Annotated in this window: 20 protein-coding genes; 15 read left to right on the top strand and 5 right to left on the bottom strand. The window is 69.8% G+C overall.

Features of this window, described 5'->3' with window-relative positions; translation table 11 throughout:
- Positions 1–7 precede the first annotated feature (7 nt).
- Positions 8–652 (top strand): hypothetical protein, encoded by a 645-nt coding sequence (locus ACFYL6_RS15445; RefSeq protein WP_387171559.1) that lies wholly within the window; start codon positions 8–10, stop codon positions 650–652.
- Here the strand turns inward: ACFYL6_RS15445 and ACFYL6_RS15440 are convergent.
- The gene (locus tag ACFYL6_RS15440; protein WP_387171557.1) at positions 645–1,262 is read right to left on the bottom strand and encodes a TetR/AcrR family transcriptional regulator; all 618 of its coding nucleotides are present in this window, start codon (positions 1,260–1,262) and stop codon (positions 645–647) included. The genes ACFYL6_RS15445 and ACFYL6_RS15440 overlap by 8 nt on opposite strands.
- 177 nt (positions 1,263–1,439) lie before the next feature.
- Between ACFYL6_RS15440 and ACFYL6_RS15435 the strand changes: the two genes are divergently transcribed.
- Positions 1,440–2,642, top strand: a complete 1,203-nt coding sequence (locus ACFYL6_RS15435) for a low temperature requirement protein A (protein ID WP_387171555.1) — start codon at positions 1,440–1,442, stop codon at positions 2,640–2,642.
- A gap of 87 nt (positions 2,643–2,729) precedes the next feature.
- On the opposite strand, the gene ACFYL6_RS15430 is transcribed toward ACFYL6_RS15435, so the two are convergent.
- Positions 2,730–3,617 (bottom strand): RNA polymerase sigma-70 factor, encoded by an 888-nt coding sequence (locus tag ACFYL6_RS15430; RefSeq protein WP_387171553.1) that lies wholly within the window; start codon positions 3,615–3,617, stop codon positions 2,730–2,732.
- A 163-nt stretch (positions 3,618–3,780) separates the two neighbouring features.
- Here ACFYL6_RS15430 and ACFYL6_RS15425 point away from each other — a divergent pair, with 163 nt between their 5' ends.
- Positions 3,781–4,164, top strand: coding sequence for a DoxX family protein (locus ACFYL6_RS15425; RefSeq protein WP_387171551.1), 384 nt, complete (start codon positions 3,781–3,783; stop codon positions 4,162–4,164).
- 53 nt (positions 4,165–4,217) lie between these two features.
- Positions 4,218–4,607: a hypothetical protein gene (locus ACFYL6_RS15420; RefSeq protein ID WP_387171549.1), complete on the top strand. Its 390-nt coding sequence runs from the start codon at positions 4,218–4,220 to the stop codon at positions 4,605–4,607.
- A gap of 56 nt (positions 4,608–4,663) precedes the next feature.
- Here the strand turns inward: ACFYL6_RS15420 and ACFYL6_RS15415 are convergent, their stop codons facing one another.
- Positions 4,664–5,263 carry a TetR/AcrR family transcriptional regulator gene (locus ACFYL6_RS15415; RefSeq protein ID WP_387171547.1) on the bottom strand — a complete coding sequence of 200 codons (600 nt, stop codon included), beginning with the start codon at positions 5,261–5,263 and terminating at the stop codon, positions 4,664–4,666.
- A gap of 99 nt (positions 5,264–5,362) precedes the next feature.
- Here ACFYL6_RS15415 and ACFYL6_RS15410 point away from each other — a divergent pair, with 99 nt between their 5' ends.
- The gene (locus tag ACFYL6_RS15410; protein ID WP_387171545.1) at positions 5,363–6,520 is read left to right on the top strand and encodes an FAD-dependent oxidoreductase; all 1,158 of its coding nucleotides are present in this window, start codon (positions 5,363–5,365) and stop codon (positions 6,518–6,520) included.
- Positions 6,521–6,782: 262 nt separating this feature from the next.
- Here ACFYL6_RS15410 and ACFYL6_RS15405 read toward each other — a convergent pair whose 3' ends face one another.
- Both ACFYL6_RS15405 and ACFYL6_RS15400 read right to left on the bottom strand, forming a co-directional pair.
- The gene (locus ACFYL6_RS15405; RefSeq protein ID WP_387171543.1) at positions 6,783–7,253 is read right to left on the bottom strand and encodes a hypothetical protein; all 471 of its coding nucleotides are present in this window, start codon (positions 7,251–7,253) and stop codon (positions 6,783–6,785) included.
- 67 nt (positions 7,254–7,320) lie between these two features.
- Positions 7,321–7,773, bottom strand: coding sequence for a hypothetical protein (locus ACFYL6_RS15400; protein WP_387171541.1), 453 nt, complete (start codon positions 7,771–7,773; stop codon positions 7,321–7,323).
- Between the two features lie 219 nt (positions 7,774–7,992).
- Here ACFYL6_RS15400 and ACFYL6_RS15395 point away from each other — a divergent pair, with 219 nt between their 5' ends.
- From ACFYL6_RS15395 to ACFYL6_RS15350, 10 genes are all read left to right on the top strand, one after another.
- Positions 7,993–9,024, top strand: coding sequence for a serine hydrolase domain-containing protein (locus tag ACFYL6_RS15395; RefSeq protein ID WP_387171540.1), 1,032 nt, complete (start codon positions 7,993–7,995; stop codon positions 9,022–9,024).
- A gap of 582 nt (positions 9,025–9,606) precedes the next feature.
- On the top strand, positions 9,607–9,825 hold the full coding sequence (locus ACFYL6_RS15390) for a hypothetical protein (protein ID WP_387171538.1): 219 nt from the start codon (positions 9,607–9,609) through the stop codon (positions 9,823–9,825).
- Entirely contained in the window at positions 9,822–10,013 is a 192-nt protein-coding gene (locus ACFYL6_RS15385) for a hypothetical protein (protein ID WP_387171536.1), read from the top strand. Before ACFYL6_RS15390 ends, ACFYL6_RS15385 begins: the two co-directional genes overlap by 4 nt.
- Before the next feature lie 21 nt (positions 10,014–10,034).
- Positions 10,035–10,874: a hypothetical protein gene (locus tag ACFYL6_RS15380; RefSeq protein ID WP_387171534.1), complete on the top strand. Its 840-nt coding sequence runs from the start codon at positions 10,035–10,037 to the stop codon at positions 10,872–10,874.
- A complete protein-coding gene (locus tag ACFYL6_RS15375) occupies positions 10,871–11,869 on the top strand; it encodes an alpha/beta fold hydrolase (RefSeq protein WP_387171532.1) in 999 nt (332 codons plus the stop codon). Before ACFYL6_RS15380 ends, ACFYL6_RS15375 begins: the two co-directional genes overlap by 4 nt.
- Before the next feature lie 2 nt (positions 11,870–11,871).
- A complete protein-coding gene (locus tag ACFYL6_RS15370; protein WP_387171530.1) occupies positions 11,872–12,402 on the top strand; it encodes a hypothetical protein in 531 nt (176 codons plus the stop codon).
- On the top strand, positions 12,399–13,151 hold the full coding sequence (locus ACFYL6_RS15365) for a class I SAM-dependent DNA methyltransferase (protein ID WP_387171528.1): 753 nt from the start codon (positions 12,399–12,401) through the stop codon (positions 13,149–13,151). The genes ACFYL6_RS15370 and ACFYL6_RS15365 overlap by 4 nt, the downstream gene beginning before the upstream one ends.
- Complete coding sequence (locus ACFYL6_RS15360) at positions 13,148–13,327, top strand: hypothetical protein (protein ID WP_387171526.1); 180 nt, start codon at positions 13,148–13,150, stop codon at positions 13,325–13,327. Before ACFYL6_RS15365 ends, ACFYL6_RS15360 begins: the two co-directional genes overlap by 4 nt.
- On the top strand, positions 13,324–14,280 hold the full coding sequence (locus ACFYL6_RS15355) for an ABC transporter ATP-binding protein (protein ID WP_387171524.1): 957 nt from the start codon (positions 13,324–13,326) through the stop codon (positions 14,278–14,280). The genes ACFYL6_RS15360 and ACFYL6_RS15355 overlap by 4 nt, the downstream gene beginning before the upstream one ends.
- Complete coding sequence (locus ACFYL6_RS15350) at positions 14,261–15,403, top strand: ABC transporter permease (RefSeq protein WP_387171522.1); 1,143 nt, start codon at positions 14,261–14,263, stop codon at positions 15,401–15,403. Before ACFYL6_RS15355 ends, ACFYL6_RS15350 begins: the two co-directional genes overlap by 20 nt.
- The last annotated feature ends 6 nt before the right edge of the window (positions 15,404–15,409 follow it).

The following is a 15,409-nucleotide window of genomic DNA, read 5'->3' as shown; positions in this document are numbered from 1 at the left end:
GTACGGCATGGTCACCATGAAGTGGGTCACCGGCGCGGCGATGCTGGCCTGCGCCAGCGCGCTGGTGGGGTGCCAGGGCGGTGCGGACAGGGCGCCGGGCACCGCGGCGGGCACCCCGACGCCGTCGGGCGCGGTGACAGGCGCGCCGTCGCCCACCGCGGGGGCACCGGCCACGTCGTCGGCAGCGGCGGCCGACCCGCTGCTCTCCGGCAAGCGCGAGGTCACGATCACCCGGGTGCAGGGTTCGGGGAAGGCGCTGGAGCTCAGCGGACGGCTCGAGGAGGGCGGTGACACCGGCGGTCGCGTCCTGTTCGTGCCGACGCCGATCGGCGGCGACCGGTACGTGATCAGGGCATTCGGCGTGAAGGACGGCCACCCCGCCAACGACGACCCCTCCTGCTGGCAGGTCAACGGGCTGGACATCGAGCCCGAACTGACCATCGAGTCCGTCGTCTGCGACCAGGACGACCCGATCCAGCGGTTCACCATCATCGCCAAGGGCAACGGCACGTACGCGATCGGCAGCGAGACCCGTTTCCTCCAGCACCTTTCCGGCAACGGCCTGGTCCTCAAGGAGTTGGGCAACGCCCCGCTGAACACCACGTTCCGGTTCACCGACAAGGGCCCGGCCGACCGCGAGCCCCTCAACTGACCACGATCGGGGGCGTCGGCGGCGGCGTGGTCACGGGCCACCGCAACAGCCGTTGCGCGATCAGAGCCTCGCGTTCCTCCTGCCCCTCGGGTCGGAGCCGGCCACCACGGGTGAGCATCACCACGCCGTGCAGCAGGCTCCAGCCCACCTCGGCGAGGGTGTCCGGGTCCCGGCCCTCGGCCAGTGGGGTCAGGGCCGCCCGCAGCTCGGCGAAGACCGCCCGCGGCGCGGCCGGCACACCATCCACGCCGAGGGCCAGGTCGGGGGTCAGCGCGAGCATCGCGTCATAGACCTCGGGATTCGTGTACGCGAAGTCGAGGTACGCGGTCGCGACCGCCGGCCAGACCCCCTCGGGGCTGCCGGCGATCTCCGCGTGCGCCTCGGCGAGGTCGGCGGCCAGGTCGGCGAAGGCGCACACCGCGACGGCGGCGATCAGCGCCTCCAGGTCGGCGAAGTGCCGGTAGATGTCACCCATGTCGATCTCGGTCCGTTCGGCGAGCCGCCGGGTGGTCACACCCGCCCAGCCCTCCGTCTCGGCCAGCTCTCGCGCGACCGTGACGAGAAGGTCACGCCGGTCCTGTTCAGTGGCCTTCTCGGCAGGTCCGGGCACGCCCACGAGCGTAAGGGCGTACACGTGCCGTAGCGGCCGGGTGACGGATTGGTGACTGTTGTGGTGGGCCCGACCCCTCCCCCACGTGCCACAGCAGGCCCCTGGCTCGTTAGGCGAGGAGATCACCGCGACGGGAGGGCACGTGCTCGTTCGGCGACACCGGCGCGTGGCGAGCCGATGAGCGAGAACCACGCCGGACGACTGGTGCGCAGCGAGGCCAGCTTCCAGCGGGCGACCTTCCTGGAGCTCTTCCTCGACCTGGTCTTCGTCTTCGCCCTCACCCGGATCTCGGCACGGGTGATCGTCGACTTCACCGACGGCCAACGCGGCGTGTACGCGGGGCTCGGTCAGGCCCTGCTGCTGTTTCTGGCCCTGTGGGCGGTCTGGGTGTTGACCGTCTGGTCCACCAGCTGGCTGGACCCGGAAGCGCCGATCGTCCAGACCGTCATCGTGATAACGATGATCGGCGCCATGACGATGGCCGTCGCGGTACCTGACGGCTTCGGCGTCCGGGCCGGTCTCTTCGCCATCACCTACGTCAGCCTCCAGATCGGCCGGGTGGTCTACTTCCACATCGCCGGGCACGGCCGACCCGACTCTCGACAAACCACCCGGGTCCTGGTCTGGTTCGGTCTGAGCGCGCCGCTCTGGGTCATCGGCGGCCTGGCCAGCACGGGCACGGTCCGCGGGACGCTCTGGACCCTGGCCGTGCTGATCGACTACACCGGACTGTTCCTCGGCTGGCCGACCCCGCGCCTCGGCGCGCAGCGCTTCGGTGGCCAGGTGATCGCGGCCGAGCACCTGGCCGAGCGGTACCAACAGTTCTTCCTCATCGCGATCGGTGAGGCGGTCTTCGTCATCGGGCTGGCGTACAGCGGTAGCGGTTTTCACGCCGACCAGACGGGCGGCTTCCTCCTTGCCCTGACGACCACCGTCCTGCTCTGGCTGGTCTACTTCCACGTCGCGGGGAGGGTGCTGGACGCCGCCATCGGCCGCTCCCGCGACGCCGCCCGGCTCGCGACCGACATGGCGTTCGCCCACATGGTCATGATCGCGGCGATCGTGCTGACCGGCGTCGGCTTCGAACTGTTCATCACCGAGCCGCTCGGGCACCTCCCGGCTGCCTGGCTCATCGCCATCTTCGGTGGCCCCGCGCTCTTCCTCGCCGGGCGATCCACCCTCGAATACCAGGTCTTCGGCCGCGTCTCCCGGAGTCGGATTGTTGGCCTGCTCGCCCTCGGCCTGCTCACGCCGGTTGCACTGCACCTCCAGCCGCTCACCGCTGGCGCGGTTGCCGCCGTGGTGCTGCTCGGCGTCGCCGGGGCGGACACGCGACGCTCCCGCCACCGGTCGCCGGAGACACCCACGCCCCCTTTCTAGATCCGCAGGACTGCTCCCTGCGGCGGTGTTGTCCCGCCACCAGGCCAGCCCCAGCCGGGCGAGGAAGCGCAGAACGCAGGCGGGCGATCAGCGGCGCAGGGCCGTTTCGCTCCGCATGTGCGACAACTTCTCCGGGTTGCGCACCGCGTAGACCCCGCTGATGAGACCGTCGTCGATACGCAGCGCGAGGACCGTGTCGACCGCGCCGTCGAGCCGCAGAACCAGCGCCGGGTGACCGTTGACCTGGGCGGGGTGCAGCGACATGGTCGCGGTCCTGCCGTGTGTGCTGCACAGCAGGCGGGCCACCTTGTCGGCCCCGGCGACAGGCCGCAGCACGGCCTGCTTGATCCCGCCGCCATCGCCGAGGAGCACGACATCCGGCGCGAGGACGTCGAGCAGGCCCTGCACGTCGCCGGTCTCGACCGCCAGCCGGAACGCGGTGAGCGCACGTCGGGTTTCGGCCGGCGAGACCATCCCACGGGGCCGCCGCGCGGCGACATGCGCCCGCGCCCGGTGGGCGATCTGACGGACCGCGGCCGAACTCTTGTCGACCGCCTCGGCGATCTCGTCGTATCCAAGGTCGAAGACCTCACGGAGTACGAACACCGCCCGCTCGGTCGGTGCCAGCGTCTCCAGCACCAGGAGCATCGCCATCGAGACGCTCTCGGCGAGTTCGACGTCGTCGGCGACGTCGGGTGCGGTCAACAACGGCTCGGGTAACCAGGAGCCGACGTAGGACTCCCGGCGCCGGCCGACCGCACGCAGCCGGTTGAGCGACTGGCGGGTGGTGATCCGGACCAGGTACGCACGCTGGTCCCGCACCGTCGAGAGATCAGCGTCCGCCCACCGCAGCCAGGTCTCCTGGAGTACGTCCTCGGCGTCGGCGGCCGAGCCCAGCATCTCGTACGCGACGGTGAAGAGCAGGTTCCGGTGGGTGACGAATCCATCGACAGCGGCGTCCGCTCCAGCATCCATGCGTTCTCCAGTCTCGTCGGTCTCGTTCGCGTCGCCCACAGGACACCACTCCCCCGCCTTTTGTGACGCCGAGCCCCCGTGCGCCACGTCACGTGTGCCGAGCCGTCACGGCGAGCGGGCTGGCGGTGTCTGGTGGGCGACCCCGACACGAAATGGAAGACTCATGAACCTGGCTCTGTGGATCGCGGCCGGACTGCTGGCCGCAGTCGCCCTGACCGGCGGCATCACCAAGACATTCGTACCCAAGGAGAAGTTGGCCGCGGCCAACGGCGGCGGGTGGACCGGCGACGCGAGCGTGGGCTTCGTCAAGACCCTCGGCGTCCTCGAACTCCTGGCCGCGGTCGGCCTGATCCTGCCCGCCGTGCTGGACATCGCACCGGTGCTGGTGCCGGTCACCGCCGTCTGCTGGATCCTGCTGATGGTCGGCGCGATGATCACCCACCTGCGCCACGGCGAGGCGAGGTTCATCGTGCTGAATCTGGTCTACCTCGCCGTGGCCGCGTTCGTGGCCTGGGGCCGGCTCGGACCCGAGCCCTTCACCGGCTGATCTCAGCCCACTCCTGCCCCGGCTGATCAACCGTGCCCGGCTATCCTCGCGCGATGACGTCACGGACCGCGCTGAGGAGACGCACCAGGCGCATCCTCGTGGCAGTGTCCGTCACGCTGGGCCTGCTGTCCTGCCTGTGGGTCCTGTCGTTCCTGTGGTTGCAGGTGTTCAAGACCGAGGGATCGTTGCCGCCGAAGTCACGGATACCGGAGGTGCCGGCCGGAGCAACGGTCGCCGAAGAGAGCATGGAATGCGCCTCCGGTGGATGCTGGCGAACGATCACTTTGGTGCCCGCGGCGGGGCAGTCTCCGGAGGATCTGGCACGCGAGATGGGTCTCACCGAGGAGCTGAGCCTGCCGCCGACCCTGTTCGACCCGGCGTCTGTCTACGTAGGAGCCAACCCCAGGGACGGCAGGCTGATCGTCCGCGTCGGCTATGAGTGAGCCGTTCCGGGCCTGCTCAGCGCCCCAGGTTGCGACACCGCCTTGCCGCGTTCGGCTCAGGAGCGTGCGGTGGCGGGGAAACCGGCGGTGAGCGCGTCGATCACCCGCTGGATCCGGTGCTCCGCTGTCGAGTCGGTGTGGCCGGTCAGCGCGACGTGGTGCAGCACGCTGACCACCGCCAGGGCCAGTGCCTCGGTGTCGGCGCCGGCCGGCACGCGCCCACGGCTCTGCTCGGCGGCCAGGTAGCCGGCGACCGCGCGTTCGACCCCCCGCAGCCCTGACATCCCGCTGCCCAGGACCGCCTCGACGTTCGCCGTCAACTCCGGACTGAACGCGGTCAGCCGGGTCAATGCCGTCAGCGTGTCCAGCGGTGTCGCCAGGACGGCCTGGCGCAGGTTGTCGGCGACAGTGCCGGACCCGGCGCGCTCCGGCAGGCCGGCCACCTCGCCGGAGATGTGGAAGACGCGGTCGACCGCGAACCCGGTCAGGAAATCGTCGAAGTTCGCGAAGTGCGCGTAGAGCAGGCCGGTCGCGACGCCCGCCTCGCGCGTCACGGCCCGGCCGGTGAGCCGGCTCGGCCCCTCCTCCACGATCAACCGCTCGACGGCAGCGAATAGCTGCTGTCTGAGCGCTGGGATGGCGACTCCGCGCGGCATGGCTGAAGTCTAGGCGGTCCCGCCGCCGTCATTGCGCGGGTATGAACAGTTGCTCATACTGGTTTGAGCAGATGCTCATTCTAGGTGGCGAGGTGCGGGATGAAACGTGCGGTGATCGTGGGCGCGGGGATAGCCGGGCTGGCCACAGCCCTGCGACTCCACCAGGAGGGGTGGCGGGTCATGGTGGCCGAGCGGGCCCCGGCCCGGCGCAGCAGCGGCTACATGGTGAACCTGATCGGTCCGGGCTACGACGCCGCCGAACGCCTCGGCCTGCTCCCCGCGCTGTCCGCCGCCGACCTGGGGCTGTTCACCACAGTGCTGGTCCACGCCGACGGACGACCCAAGTTCACCGTGCCGTCCGCCATCGCCGAGGCAGCACTCGGCACGCGGGCCCTCTCGGTGTTCCGTGGCGACCTGGAAGCCAGCCTCTTCGAAGCGGTGCGAGACCGTGTCGACATCCGCTTCGGCACCACCGTCACCTCCATCGACCAGAACACCGATCACGTACGCGTGGAGTTGAGCGACGGCACCATCGAACAGGCCGACCTGCTCGTCGGTGCCGACGGGGTGCACTCGGCCACCCGCACCGCCGTGTTCGGCCCCGACTTCCGGGTGGACCTCCCGTACCTCGTGGCCGCCTTCCCCCTGACCCACCCGGTGCCTGGCGTGCCCGAGTCGTCCGCCACCACGTACATCGGCCCCGGGCGCACCGCGGCGATCGTCAACCTGGGCCCGCAGCGGTCGTCGGCGTTCTTCACCTGGCGCAGCGCGGAGCCCACCGCCGACCTGAGGCGCGGACCAGTCGACGCGATCCGGGCCGCGTTCGGCGATCTGTCAGGCGGCGTGCCCGACGCGATCGACCACCTGGAAAAGAACCCGGCCAGCGCCTACTTCGACGCCGTCAGCCAGGTGGTCATGCCGCGCTGGAGCACCGGCCGCGTCGTACTGCTCGGAGACGCGGCGTGGTGTGTGACGCTCTTCGCCGGACACGGCGCGGCCCTCGCACTGGCCGGCGCCGACCACCTCGGCACCGCCCTGCGGCGACACCCCGACGACCTCCCGGCCGCACTCTCCGAGTGGGAGACCGGACTCCGCCCGGAGGTCAGCAAACGACAGGCACTCGCCCGCCGGGGAATGGCCCAGTACGCGCCACCCAGCCGATTCCACGTCTGGATGAGCGATCTGACCATCCGGGCGATCACCCTCCCCGGCATCAGCGGCCTCGTCCGACGAGGTATCAAACGGGCAAACCGCTGAGCGGTGCAGACCGCAGACCGCTGCCCGCTGCCCGCAGCCCGCCGCCCGCCGCCCGCCGCCCGCCGCCCGCCGCCCGCAGCCCGCAGCCCGCAGCCCGCATGATCGTGCTCGATCCTGGATCGAGTGGCCTCCTACGCCAGCGACACCACTACATCCTGGATCGAGCGCGATCATGCCGTGGCCGACGGGCGGGCGCAGGCCCTGGAAGAGCCGGCACGCGCCGCAGACCGGCCGCCGGCGGGTGGTGCACCTCGTCAACTGCTCACTGATCGAACAATCCCTTGATGCCATGGGTCTCGAGCAGCTCGGGCAGGGGGTCCGCAGAGCGTCGACGGCCCGGACGCCAGATGCGCCCCACGTTGATAGAGGCGTTGGGCCCCGGCACATCGTAGGGACCGCCCCGGGGGTAGACCGCCAGGGAATTCCCCCACATCATTCCCGCATCGACCCAACCCATTCGCTCGATCTCCTCCCAGGCGTACGAACGCCGTAAGCCTGAGCGGTCGCGGACCAGCAGCCCCAGGTCGTCAGCGAACACCGCATTTCGCAGATGCGTGATGGCGACGATGGTCGAGGCGGCACCAAACGCCACGACGATCCAGTTGACCAGGTCGAAGAGCACCCTGACAACGATCATCACCACCAGGATCACGGCCGGTATCGCGATGGCGGGCCAGGGCCGCGACTGACCGAGGACGTGCACCTCGCCCACCGGCTCCGCCGACTCCCCCATGGCGGTCCACGATAGTGAGTGGCCGGCATGTTCGCCCTGCGCGAGTACGGCCGCAGGCCGGTCACCGCTACGGCTGAGCCACCGGCCAGCTGGTCAGCGACGTGGACGGCCCACAGTCCTGCTGATCGGCCTGGCCTCGGCAGACCTTGAGCTGGCCGGTCACCGTCGGAAGGTAGCCGTAGTAGCGGGTGGTCACCGGGGTGGTCCCGGCACCGCACCGGCTGGCGACCTGGGTCCAGGGGAACGGGAAGAAGTCACGCCGCCACTGCACCCAGACCGCGTGGCAACCGGTACCGGTCGTCTCCAGCTGTCCCTCGACCACCACGTCGGGGATGAACTGACCGCTGCGCGTCTCCAGCCAGCGTCCACCGCTCGCGGTGGCGTCGCCGTGCGATGCCGACCACGGCACCACGGTCGGCGCCGCTGTGGCCCGGGCCGGAGCCGCCGCGGCCGGGGCGGCAACGCCGATCAGGGAGAGCGTGGCGATGGCCGTCACCAGGCCGGTACGAAACTTCCGCATGGTTCCTCCTGTCGCAAGGTCTGCCCCCGAGACCGCGCGGACGCGCCCCGGTCGACCACCGGGCGCACTGATCACCGACAGCTACCCTCGGGGTGTCGTGAAGGGATCTGGGGTGGGCGGCTGCCCTGGAATCCCGAGCCAGTATCTGCACCGCTCGAACACCTGTGGCGCGACACCTGTCGTGTCTTGAGGGCTTCTTGAGGAAACGATGATGGACGGATGACCGATCTGGATCTCCTCGTCCGACGGACCGCCGAGCGGCTGGCGAGGCGCGGAGTGGGTGCGGTCGCCGCCGCGGTCACGGCCGACAGCGTGGTGGTCCACGGCGCGGGCAGCACTGGCGGCCCGGCCCCGACGGTTCCCGACGCGAGCACCGTGTTCGAGATCGGGTCGATCACCAAGATCTTCACCGCGCTCGCCCTCGCGCGCCTGTCGCTCGCCGGCACGGTCAGCCTGGACGAGCCGCTGCAGGACCTGCTCCCGCCAGGTGCGTCGGTGCCGACCTGGGCCGGCGCGGAGATCACTCTGAGCCACCTCGCCACCCACACCGCGGGGCTGCCGCGACTGCCGGCCGGACTGCTGCGCCGCGCCCTGACGCATCCCGGCCACCCGGACCCGTACCGGGATTGCACGACGGATCGGCTACTGGCCGGCCTCGCGAGAACCCGGCTGCGGAGCCGGCCGGGCCGTCGCTTCCGGTACTCGAACCTCGGCATGGGTCTGCTGGGGCTGGCTCTCGCCCGGCGGGTGGGCACGACCTACGAGACCCTCGTGACGGATGCCGTCTGCCGCCCCCTGGCGCTCGACGACACAGGCGTGACCGTCGACGCCGACCGGCTCGCGCAGGGCCACAGCGCCCGGCGGCGACCAACTCCCCGGTGGAACCTCGCCGCCCTGGTCGGCGCGGGTGGGCTCTGCTCGACCGCCGGTGATCTGGCGCTGCTGCTCCGCGCCCATCTGCGTGACGGGGGCGAGCTGGCCGAGGCAACCGCGCTCTGCCAACGGATCGAGCACCGTGTCGACGGGTCGCGGGCGGTCCACCTGGGCTGGCTGAGCCACCGGCCGGACCTGACCACCGACGGTCCGCGGGAGTTCTGGCACAGCGGCACCACGGGCGGGTACGCCGCGTACCTCGCGTTCGACCCACAGAACCGGACCGGCGTCCTCGCACTGAGCAATACCGCCCGGTCGGTCCACCGCCCGGCCGTCCATCTCCATCGTGATCTGCGGCCTGCGCCCGGTGCTCGGTGACGAGTGCGCCCGGCGGCGGAAAAGCCTGCGGAGGCGGTCAGCGGAAACAATTCTTGACCGCGTCGAGAAATGCGGGAGCGCGACTCCGCACATCGAGCCGACACCTCAGCCTAGAAGGGCCGACAGAGCCATCCGGCGGCAAGGCCGCTTCTTGAGGTTTTCTTGAGCTGCCCTGATTAGGGCAGCCGGAAGACGGATAACGTTTAGGTAACACGACACCCTCATCGACCCTCCAATGTGACTCTACGTGTACCAGATTTCCCTGATCTCCATACTCATCGTGACCTTGGCGCGTCCAAAGCGGACATACGGGGTTCAAAATCCATGGTGACGGATTCCCACGGATCGCTGCTATAACCGAAAAGCACGAGGGCACCGGTTGATCCCTGAGTCGTCAATCAATCGGCACTCTTCGGCTCCGACGGGGAAGGACGGGAAGGCGTCAGGGACCCAAACTTCCGCCACTATGGTCAGTCGAAAACGGCTTGATCCCGCGATTTCCCGTTACGGCGAACCAGGCCCTGGCGCATGGTCGCCAACGCTTTCACACAGTTGTCTCCACACACCCTGGAAAGGAAATCCATGCTTCTCGACAAGGTCAACAGCAACCCGGCGCTGGCGGGCTACGTGCCGCTGACGCCGACCGAGGGTGCCGCAGCGCCGATCATGGCCACCTTCACCATCGCCTGCCCGACAACCCCGGCCATCGCCGCCGGTGCCGCCAAGGCGCTCGGCTTCGCGGCCGGCGCCGGCATGGTGACCGGTGCGGCCTACGTCGCGTACGAGGTGACGAACCAGTGACCTGCACGAACATCATGCTGAGCAAGGTGAACGCCTGCCAGGCCGTGGCCGGTAACCAGGCGATCATGCCGGTCATGGCGACGCCTGCGGCATTCGTCGTGGCCTTCAAGGCCGGTGCGCAGATCGCGGCGTGGGCCGTGGCCGGCGCGGCGGCCGGCGCCGCAATCGCCAAGACCGCCAACAGCTAGCCGAAAGTTTGGGTCCCCGACGTGAAGCTGCAGAACCGTCTCCGACGGGCTGCCGAGCAGGTCGGCGCTCAGCCTCTCAGCAGTGCCGAGAGGCTGAGCGCCGTCACCCACCTGCTGAGCAGTCTCGAATACATGGCCCGCTCCGTCGATCGACAGCCGGGCGGACTCAACAACTGGGAGTACACCCGCGACCAGTTCCCACTCAAGTCGCGCCGTGTCCAGAAGCTGATGGACCTCGTCGCCCGTGAGCCAGTCACCCAGGCCATCCACGCCTCCCGCGCGGCGGCTGCCGCCGTCCTCATCTCACCGGTCGGCGACAACCGCGTCCGGATGGCGTGCAACGCGTACCTCTCGGCCTCGCAACTGGTGGTCTACCCACGACACTTCTTCGGCACGGACGGCTCCGACCAGGTGTCGTTCCTGGTGCAGACCGCGGCGGCGCTGGGCCGGCTCGGCGGCACCGACCGCAGCCGCAAGATCGCCAGTGACTTCATCGGCGCCCAGGCGGTGCTCGCCTACGGCGCCTCCGGCCTCGCCAAGCTGCCGGGGCACCGGTGGCGCAGCGGCGACGCCCTCATCAAGATCATGCGAACCCAGACGTACGGCGACGAGCAGTTCTTCCAGCTCCTGTCGAAGTGGCCGGCCGCCTCGCGCCTGCTCTGCCATGCGGTGTTGGCCCTGGAGTGCGGGTTCCCGCTGCTCCTGCTCAAGAACGGGCGCCACATCGATCTCGGCCTGCTCGCCATGGGTTCGTTCCACCTGGCGAACGCCCGACTGATGGGGCTGTCCCGCTTCGCCTGGGCGTTCGTGGCCACCTACCCCTCCGTCCGGGCACTGGCGAAAGGAACGGGGCAGTCATGACGAGTCTCGGTAAGGTGACCGGGCTGCTGGTGGGCGCCCTCGGTGTCGCCGGCGTCGGTCACCAGATCTACTGCAGCCTGCGGGCCAAGGCCGACCCGCCGGAGTTGGAGCGGGAGCGGGTCGTCAGCCCGACCGGCAACATCCTCGCCTGCTACCGACGCCCGGGGCTCCCGGGCGGGCCGACCATGCTGCTCGAAGCCGGGCACATCACCAGCGCGATGGCGTGGCGGCAACTGCTCGACCACCTCGACCCCACCGCGACCGTGGTCATCTACGACCGGGCCGGGTACCGCAACTCCCTGCGTCGGAACAACGAGCGGTACTGCATCGCGGAGAGCGTCACCGATCTGGTCGAGGTGCTGACCGTCATGACCGAGGGTCCGACCGTCCTGGTCGGGCACTCGCTCGGCGGTTACCTCGTGCAGCGGGCCGCCCGTGAGGCAGCCGAGCGGACCGCCGGGATCATCCTGCTCGACCCGATGCACCCACGGCAGCTCCAGCTCAGCCGGTCGCAGCGGGCCGGAGCCACCCAGCTCGACTCCACCCTCGTGCTGGCGTCGACAACGATGCTGCTGGGCGGTGGCGCACTGCTCGACAAGCGGGGCATCCTCGCCTTCGCGCAACACAGCCCGTACCGGCAGCAGCTGCGCTGGGAGCTGTCGGCCGCCTCGACCTGGCGCACCAGCCGCCGGGAGTGGTCGTACGTGTACCCGTTCATGCTCGACGGGGGCCGCCCGATCGAGAAGGTGCAGGTGCCGGTCAGCGTGATCGCGGCCGGCGAGACCCGCGAGCACCTACCCGAACAGTTCCAACTGTACGAGGAGTACGTCGAGGCGGGCACCGGCGGCGAGATCACCACCGTCGAGGGTTCCAGCCACCTGTCGCTCCTGCACGACCCGGAGCACTGCGCGGACGTCGCCAAGCAGGTCACGGCGATCGTGGACAGGTGGACCGGCGGACCCCTCCGGGCCGACTCCGTGGGAAAGGTGGCCTGACCATGCTCAAGGCCAGGGAAGCGATCCTGTTGGGCGCCCTGTCGTCCTGGTTCGTCGCCAGCGTGATCTCCCAGCACCCCGACCGCAGCTACGACAAGCTTCGCAAATTCGACAAGACTGGAATCTTCATTCCCAACTGGCGCTTCTTCGCGCCCGAGCCGGCGGTCGAGGACCAACACTTCCTCTACCGGCTGGCGACCGCCGACAAGAGCAGCCACACCGAGTGGCGTTCGGTGTACGAGGTGGCACCGCGACGGGCGATCCACGGGATCTGGTTTCCCGGGCGTCGCATCGAGAAGAGCATCTTCGACGTCGCCGCCACGCTGACCTCGAACACCAACACCAACAACCCGATGACCGAGCGCGCCCGCGAATCGGCCTACCGGCTGATCGTCGACTTCGTCCGCAACCGGGTCCAGCCCGAACCGGACCACCCGCTGATGCAGCTCATGCTGGTGCGCTACGCGGGCTACGACCACAGCGAGGACCCGAAGTACGACCTGATCATGGACTACGAACCGGTGGCGCCATGACCAGCGTGCAGTACGGCGCCGGGGTCGCCCTGGTCTACGACCGGATGTTCGCCGATCCGACGCCCACCGAGATGACAGTGCAGAGCCTGACTCCGTACGTGCGGGGCCGAGACGTGGTGGAACTGGGTGTCGGGACGGGGCGTATCGCCGTACCACTGGCCGGCGAGGCGCGCTCGATCACCGGCGTGGACAACTCACCCGACATGCTGCGGACCTTTCGCGAGAAGGGCGTTCCGCCCAATGTGACTCTCGTCGAGGCCGACTTCCGCGACCCGGTGCCGGGTCGGCCGGGCCAGCGGTTCGACGCCGCCTACAGCACTCTCGGCTCGATGGCCTGTTGCCTGACCCGCGACGATCTCCGCACTGCGCTGGGGCATGTCCGCAACGTGCTGCACCCCGGCGCGGTCTTCTGCATGGAGTACTACGCCCGGGAGTTGTACCTGGAGGTCATCCGGCTGACCGGCGGCACCATGAGCACCTCGCTTCCCGGCGGGGAGCAGATGCACACCCGGCTCGCGGTCGACCCGGACACCGACATCATGACCGCGACCACCGACGTGCGCGCCGGCAACGAGACGACCAGCTTCGCCGAGCAGGTGCTGCTCCTCGACTCGGCAGAGATCGCCAAGCTGCTGCGGGTGGCGGGCTTCGGCGCTGTCCACGTAGCTGGCGGTCCGGAGCAACCGTTCATCTGGTATATCGCCGAGACCCCGGCACAGCACCCCGAGAGAACGGAGTCGACACCATGATCAAGCGCCGACGTGGCCTACGGTTTCTGGCGGTCTTCGCCCTGACCCTGCCGATCCTGTTGGCCGTCCTGCGCGACGGTGACCTCGATGGCGGCACCTGGGCGCTGGCGATCGTGATCGCCTTCGTCCTCGGCGCGGCCTTCGCGTCGATCGGTGGCCGGGAGGCGAAGCGGTGAGCGTGCAGACCGCACCGCGGGTGGCCGAACCGCCGGCGCCCGCCGTGGGCGCCGGCGACGTCGAGGTGCACGCGGTGACCAAGAAGTACGGCGACAAGCTCGCCCTAGACGCGGTCGGCTTCACCGTCCCGGCCGGCACCATCACCGGCTTCGTCGGCAACAACGGCTCGGGAAAGACGACAGCCATCCGCATCATCACCGGCCTGTTGCAACAGGACGGCGGTGAGGTGCGGGTCGCCGGGCGGCCCGTCACCACGGAGTTCCGCTCGGCGATCGGCTACATGCCGGAGGAGCGCGGCCTCTATCCGGAGATGCGGGTGGCCCGCCAGCTCGAGTACCTGGCCCGGCTGTACGGCGCCGGCAAGACGCAGGCTCGCCAGCAGGTCGCGGACTGGCTCGAACGACTCGGCGCGGCGCAGTACGCGTCCGCCAAGCTCAACACGCTGAGCCTCGGCAACCAGCAACGGGTGCAGTTGATCGCCGCCCTCCTCAACGGGCCCCGACTGGTGATCCTCGACGAGCCGTTCTCCGGTCTGGACCGGGCCGCCGTGGCCTCGATGTCGGACATCCTCCGCGAGCTCGCCGCCGACGGCGTGGCGGTGTTCTTCTCCAGCCACCAGCTCGACATCGTCGAGAGCGTCTGCGAGCGGGCGGTGATCCTGCACGCCGGCCGGGTGGTCGCCGAAGGCACTGTCGCACGACTGCTCGACCGGGGCGACACCGTCGTCCGGGTCACCTTCGAGGCCCCGGTGCCGGCCGACCGGGTGCGGGCGGCGCTGCCCGCCGCCCGGCTCCTGCACGGCGACACCTGGGCGGTGCCGGTCGACGCGGACGACCCGTCGCGGGTGCTGCGCGAGTGCATGCGGCTCGGCGAGGTAACCGAATTCACCCGTGCCCGTCAGTCACTGAGTGACATCTTCGCGGAGGTGTGGCGTGCCGACGTTCCCGAGTAACGGACGCGTCCCGTTCGGACGGTCGCTGCGTATCATCGCCGGCCGGGAGATCCGCCTGCGGACCTTCTCCCGCGCCGCGCTGATGGGCCTGGCGTTCAGCGTCCTCATCATCGCTGGCCTGATCTTCGTACCGAAGCTGATCGGCGGCGATGCCGAACGCGCCCGCGTCGCGGTGGTCGGGATGACCCCGACGCAGCTACAGGCCGCGTCGGCCCAGCTGCCCGGTCACGAGCTGGTGCAGGGCCAGCCCGGGCAGGTGCCGGACAAGCAGACGCCGTACGTGGTGTCGCTCGGCGACGCCGGCACCACCGGCGCGGCCTGGAAGTCGTCCCAGCTGACCGACCTGGAGGGCATCGTCACCCGGTTGCAGTTGGACCGGCTCGCGGGCGAGGACAGCGCGGTGGCGACGCCGCAGCTCACGGCGGTCTCCGACGACTCGGAGGACACCGCCCGGCTGCTGATCGGGTACCTCGTCGTCGTGCTGCTCTTCGGGCAGATCGTCGGCATGGCCTCCGCCGTCACGCAGGCGCTGATGGAGGAGAAGGCCAACCGGGTCATCGACCTGCTGCTGCCCAAGGTCAAGACGCTCGCGCTGCTCTGGGGCAAGGTCATCGGTGCGGGTGTCGCCGGCCTGGTGCAGACCGGGGTGATGGCCGCCGCAGCCCTGCTCCTCCTCGCCGTCAGCGGCGATCACACGACGATGGGCATCGTGCTGGAGATCGGCTGGGTGGTGCTGCTCTGGTACGCCCTCGGCTTCCTGTTCATGGGCGTCATCTACGGCGCGGTTGGTGGGTTGATGCGCAAGCCTGACGACGCGCCGACCATCACCGTACCCATGCAGCTGATCAACATGATGACCTTCCTGGTCGGCATCGTCGCCGTGCAGAACCCCGCCGCCGCCTGGGTGGACGTGATCAACAAGGTGCCTCCGTTCTCGGCCGTCCTCGTGCCGCTCGGCGTGATCACCCGGGAGATCTCGACGGCGGACGTCCTGGCCAGCACGGCGGTGATCCTCGCCTGCGCGCTGGTCCTGAGCCTGATCGGGGCGCGGCTGTTCGCCGCGGCGGTCCGGATGGACACACCCGGGGAGGCGTTGCGCCGGTTCTGGCGTCGTACCGCCTGATGGCAT

It is taken from the genome of Micromonospora sp. NPDC007208, assembly GCF_042869175.1.
Taxonomy (GTDB): domain Bacteria; phylum Actinomycetota; class Actinomycetes; order Mycobacteriales; family Micromonosporaceae; genus Micromonospora; species Micromonospora foliorum.
The sequence above is the reverse complement of the archived record's forward strand: the minus strand, read 5'-3'. Positions and strand labels throughout refer to the sequence as shown.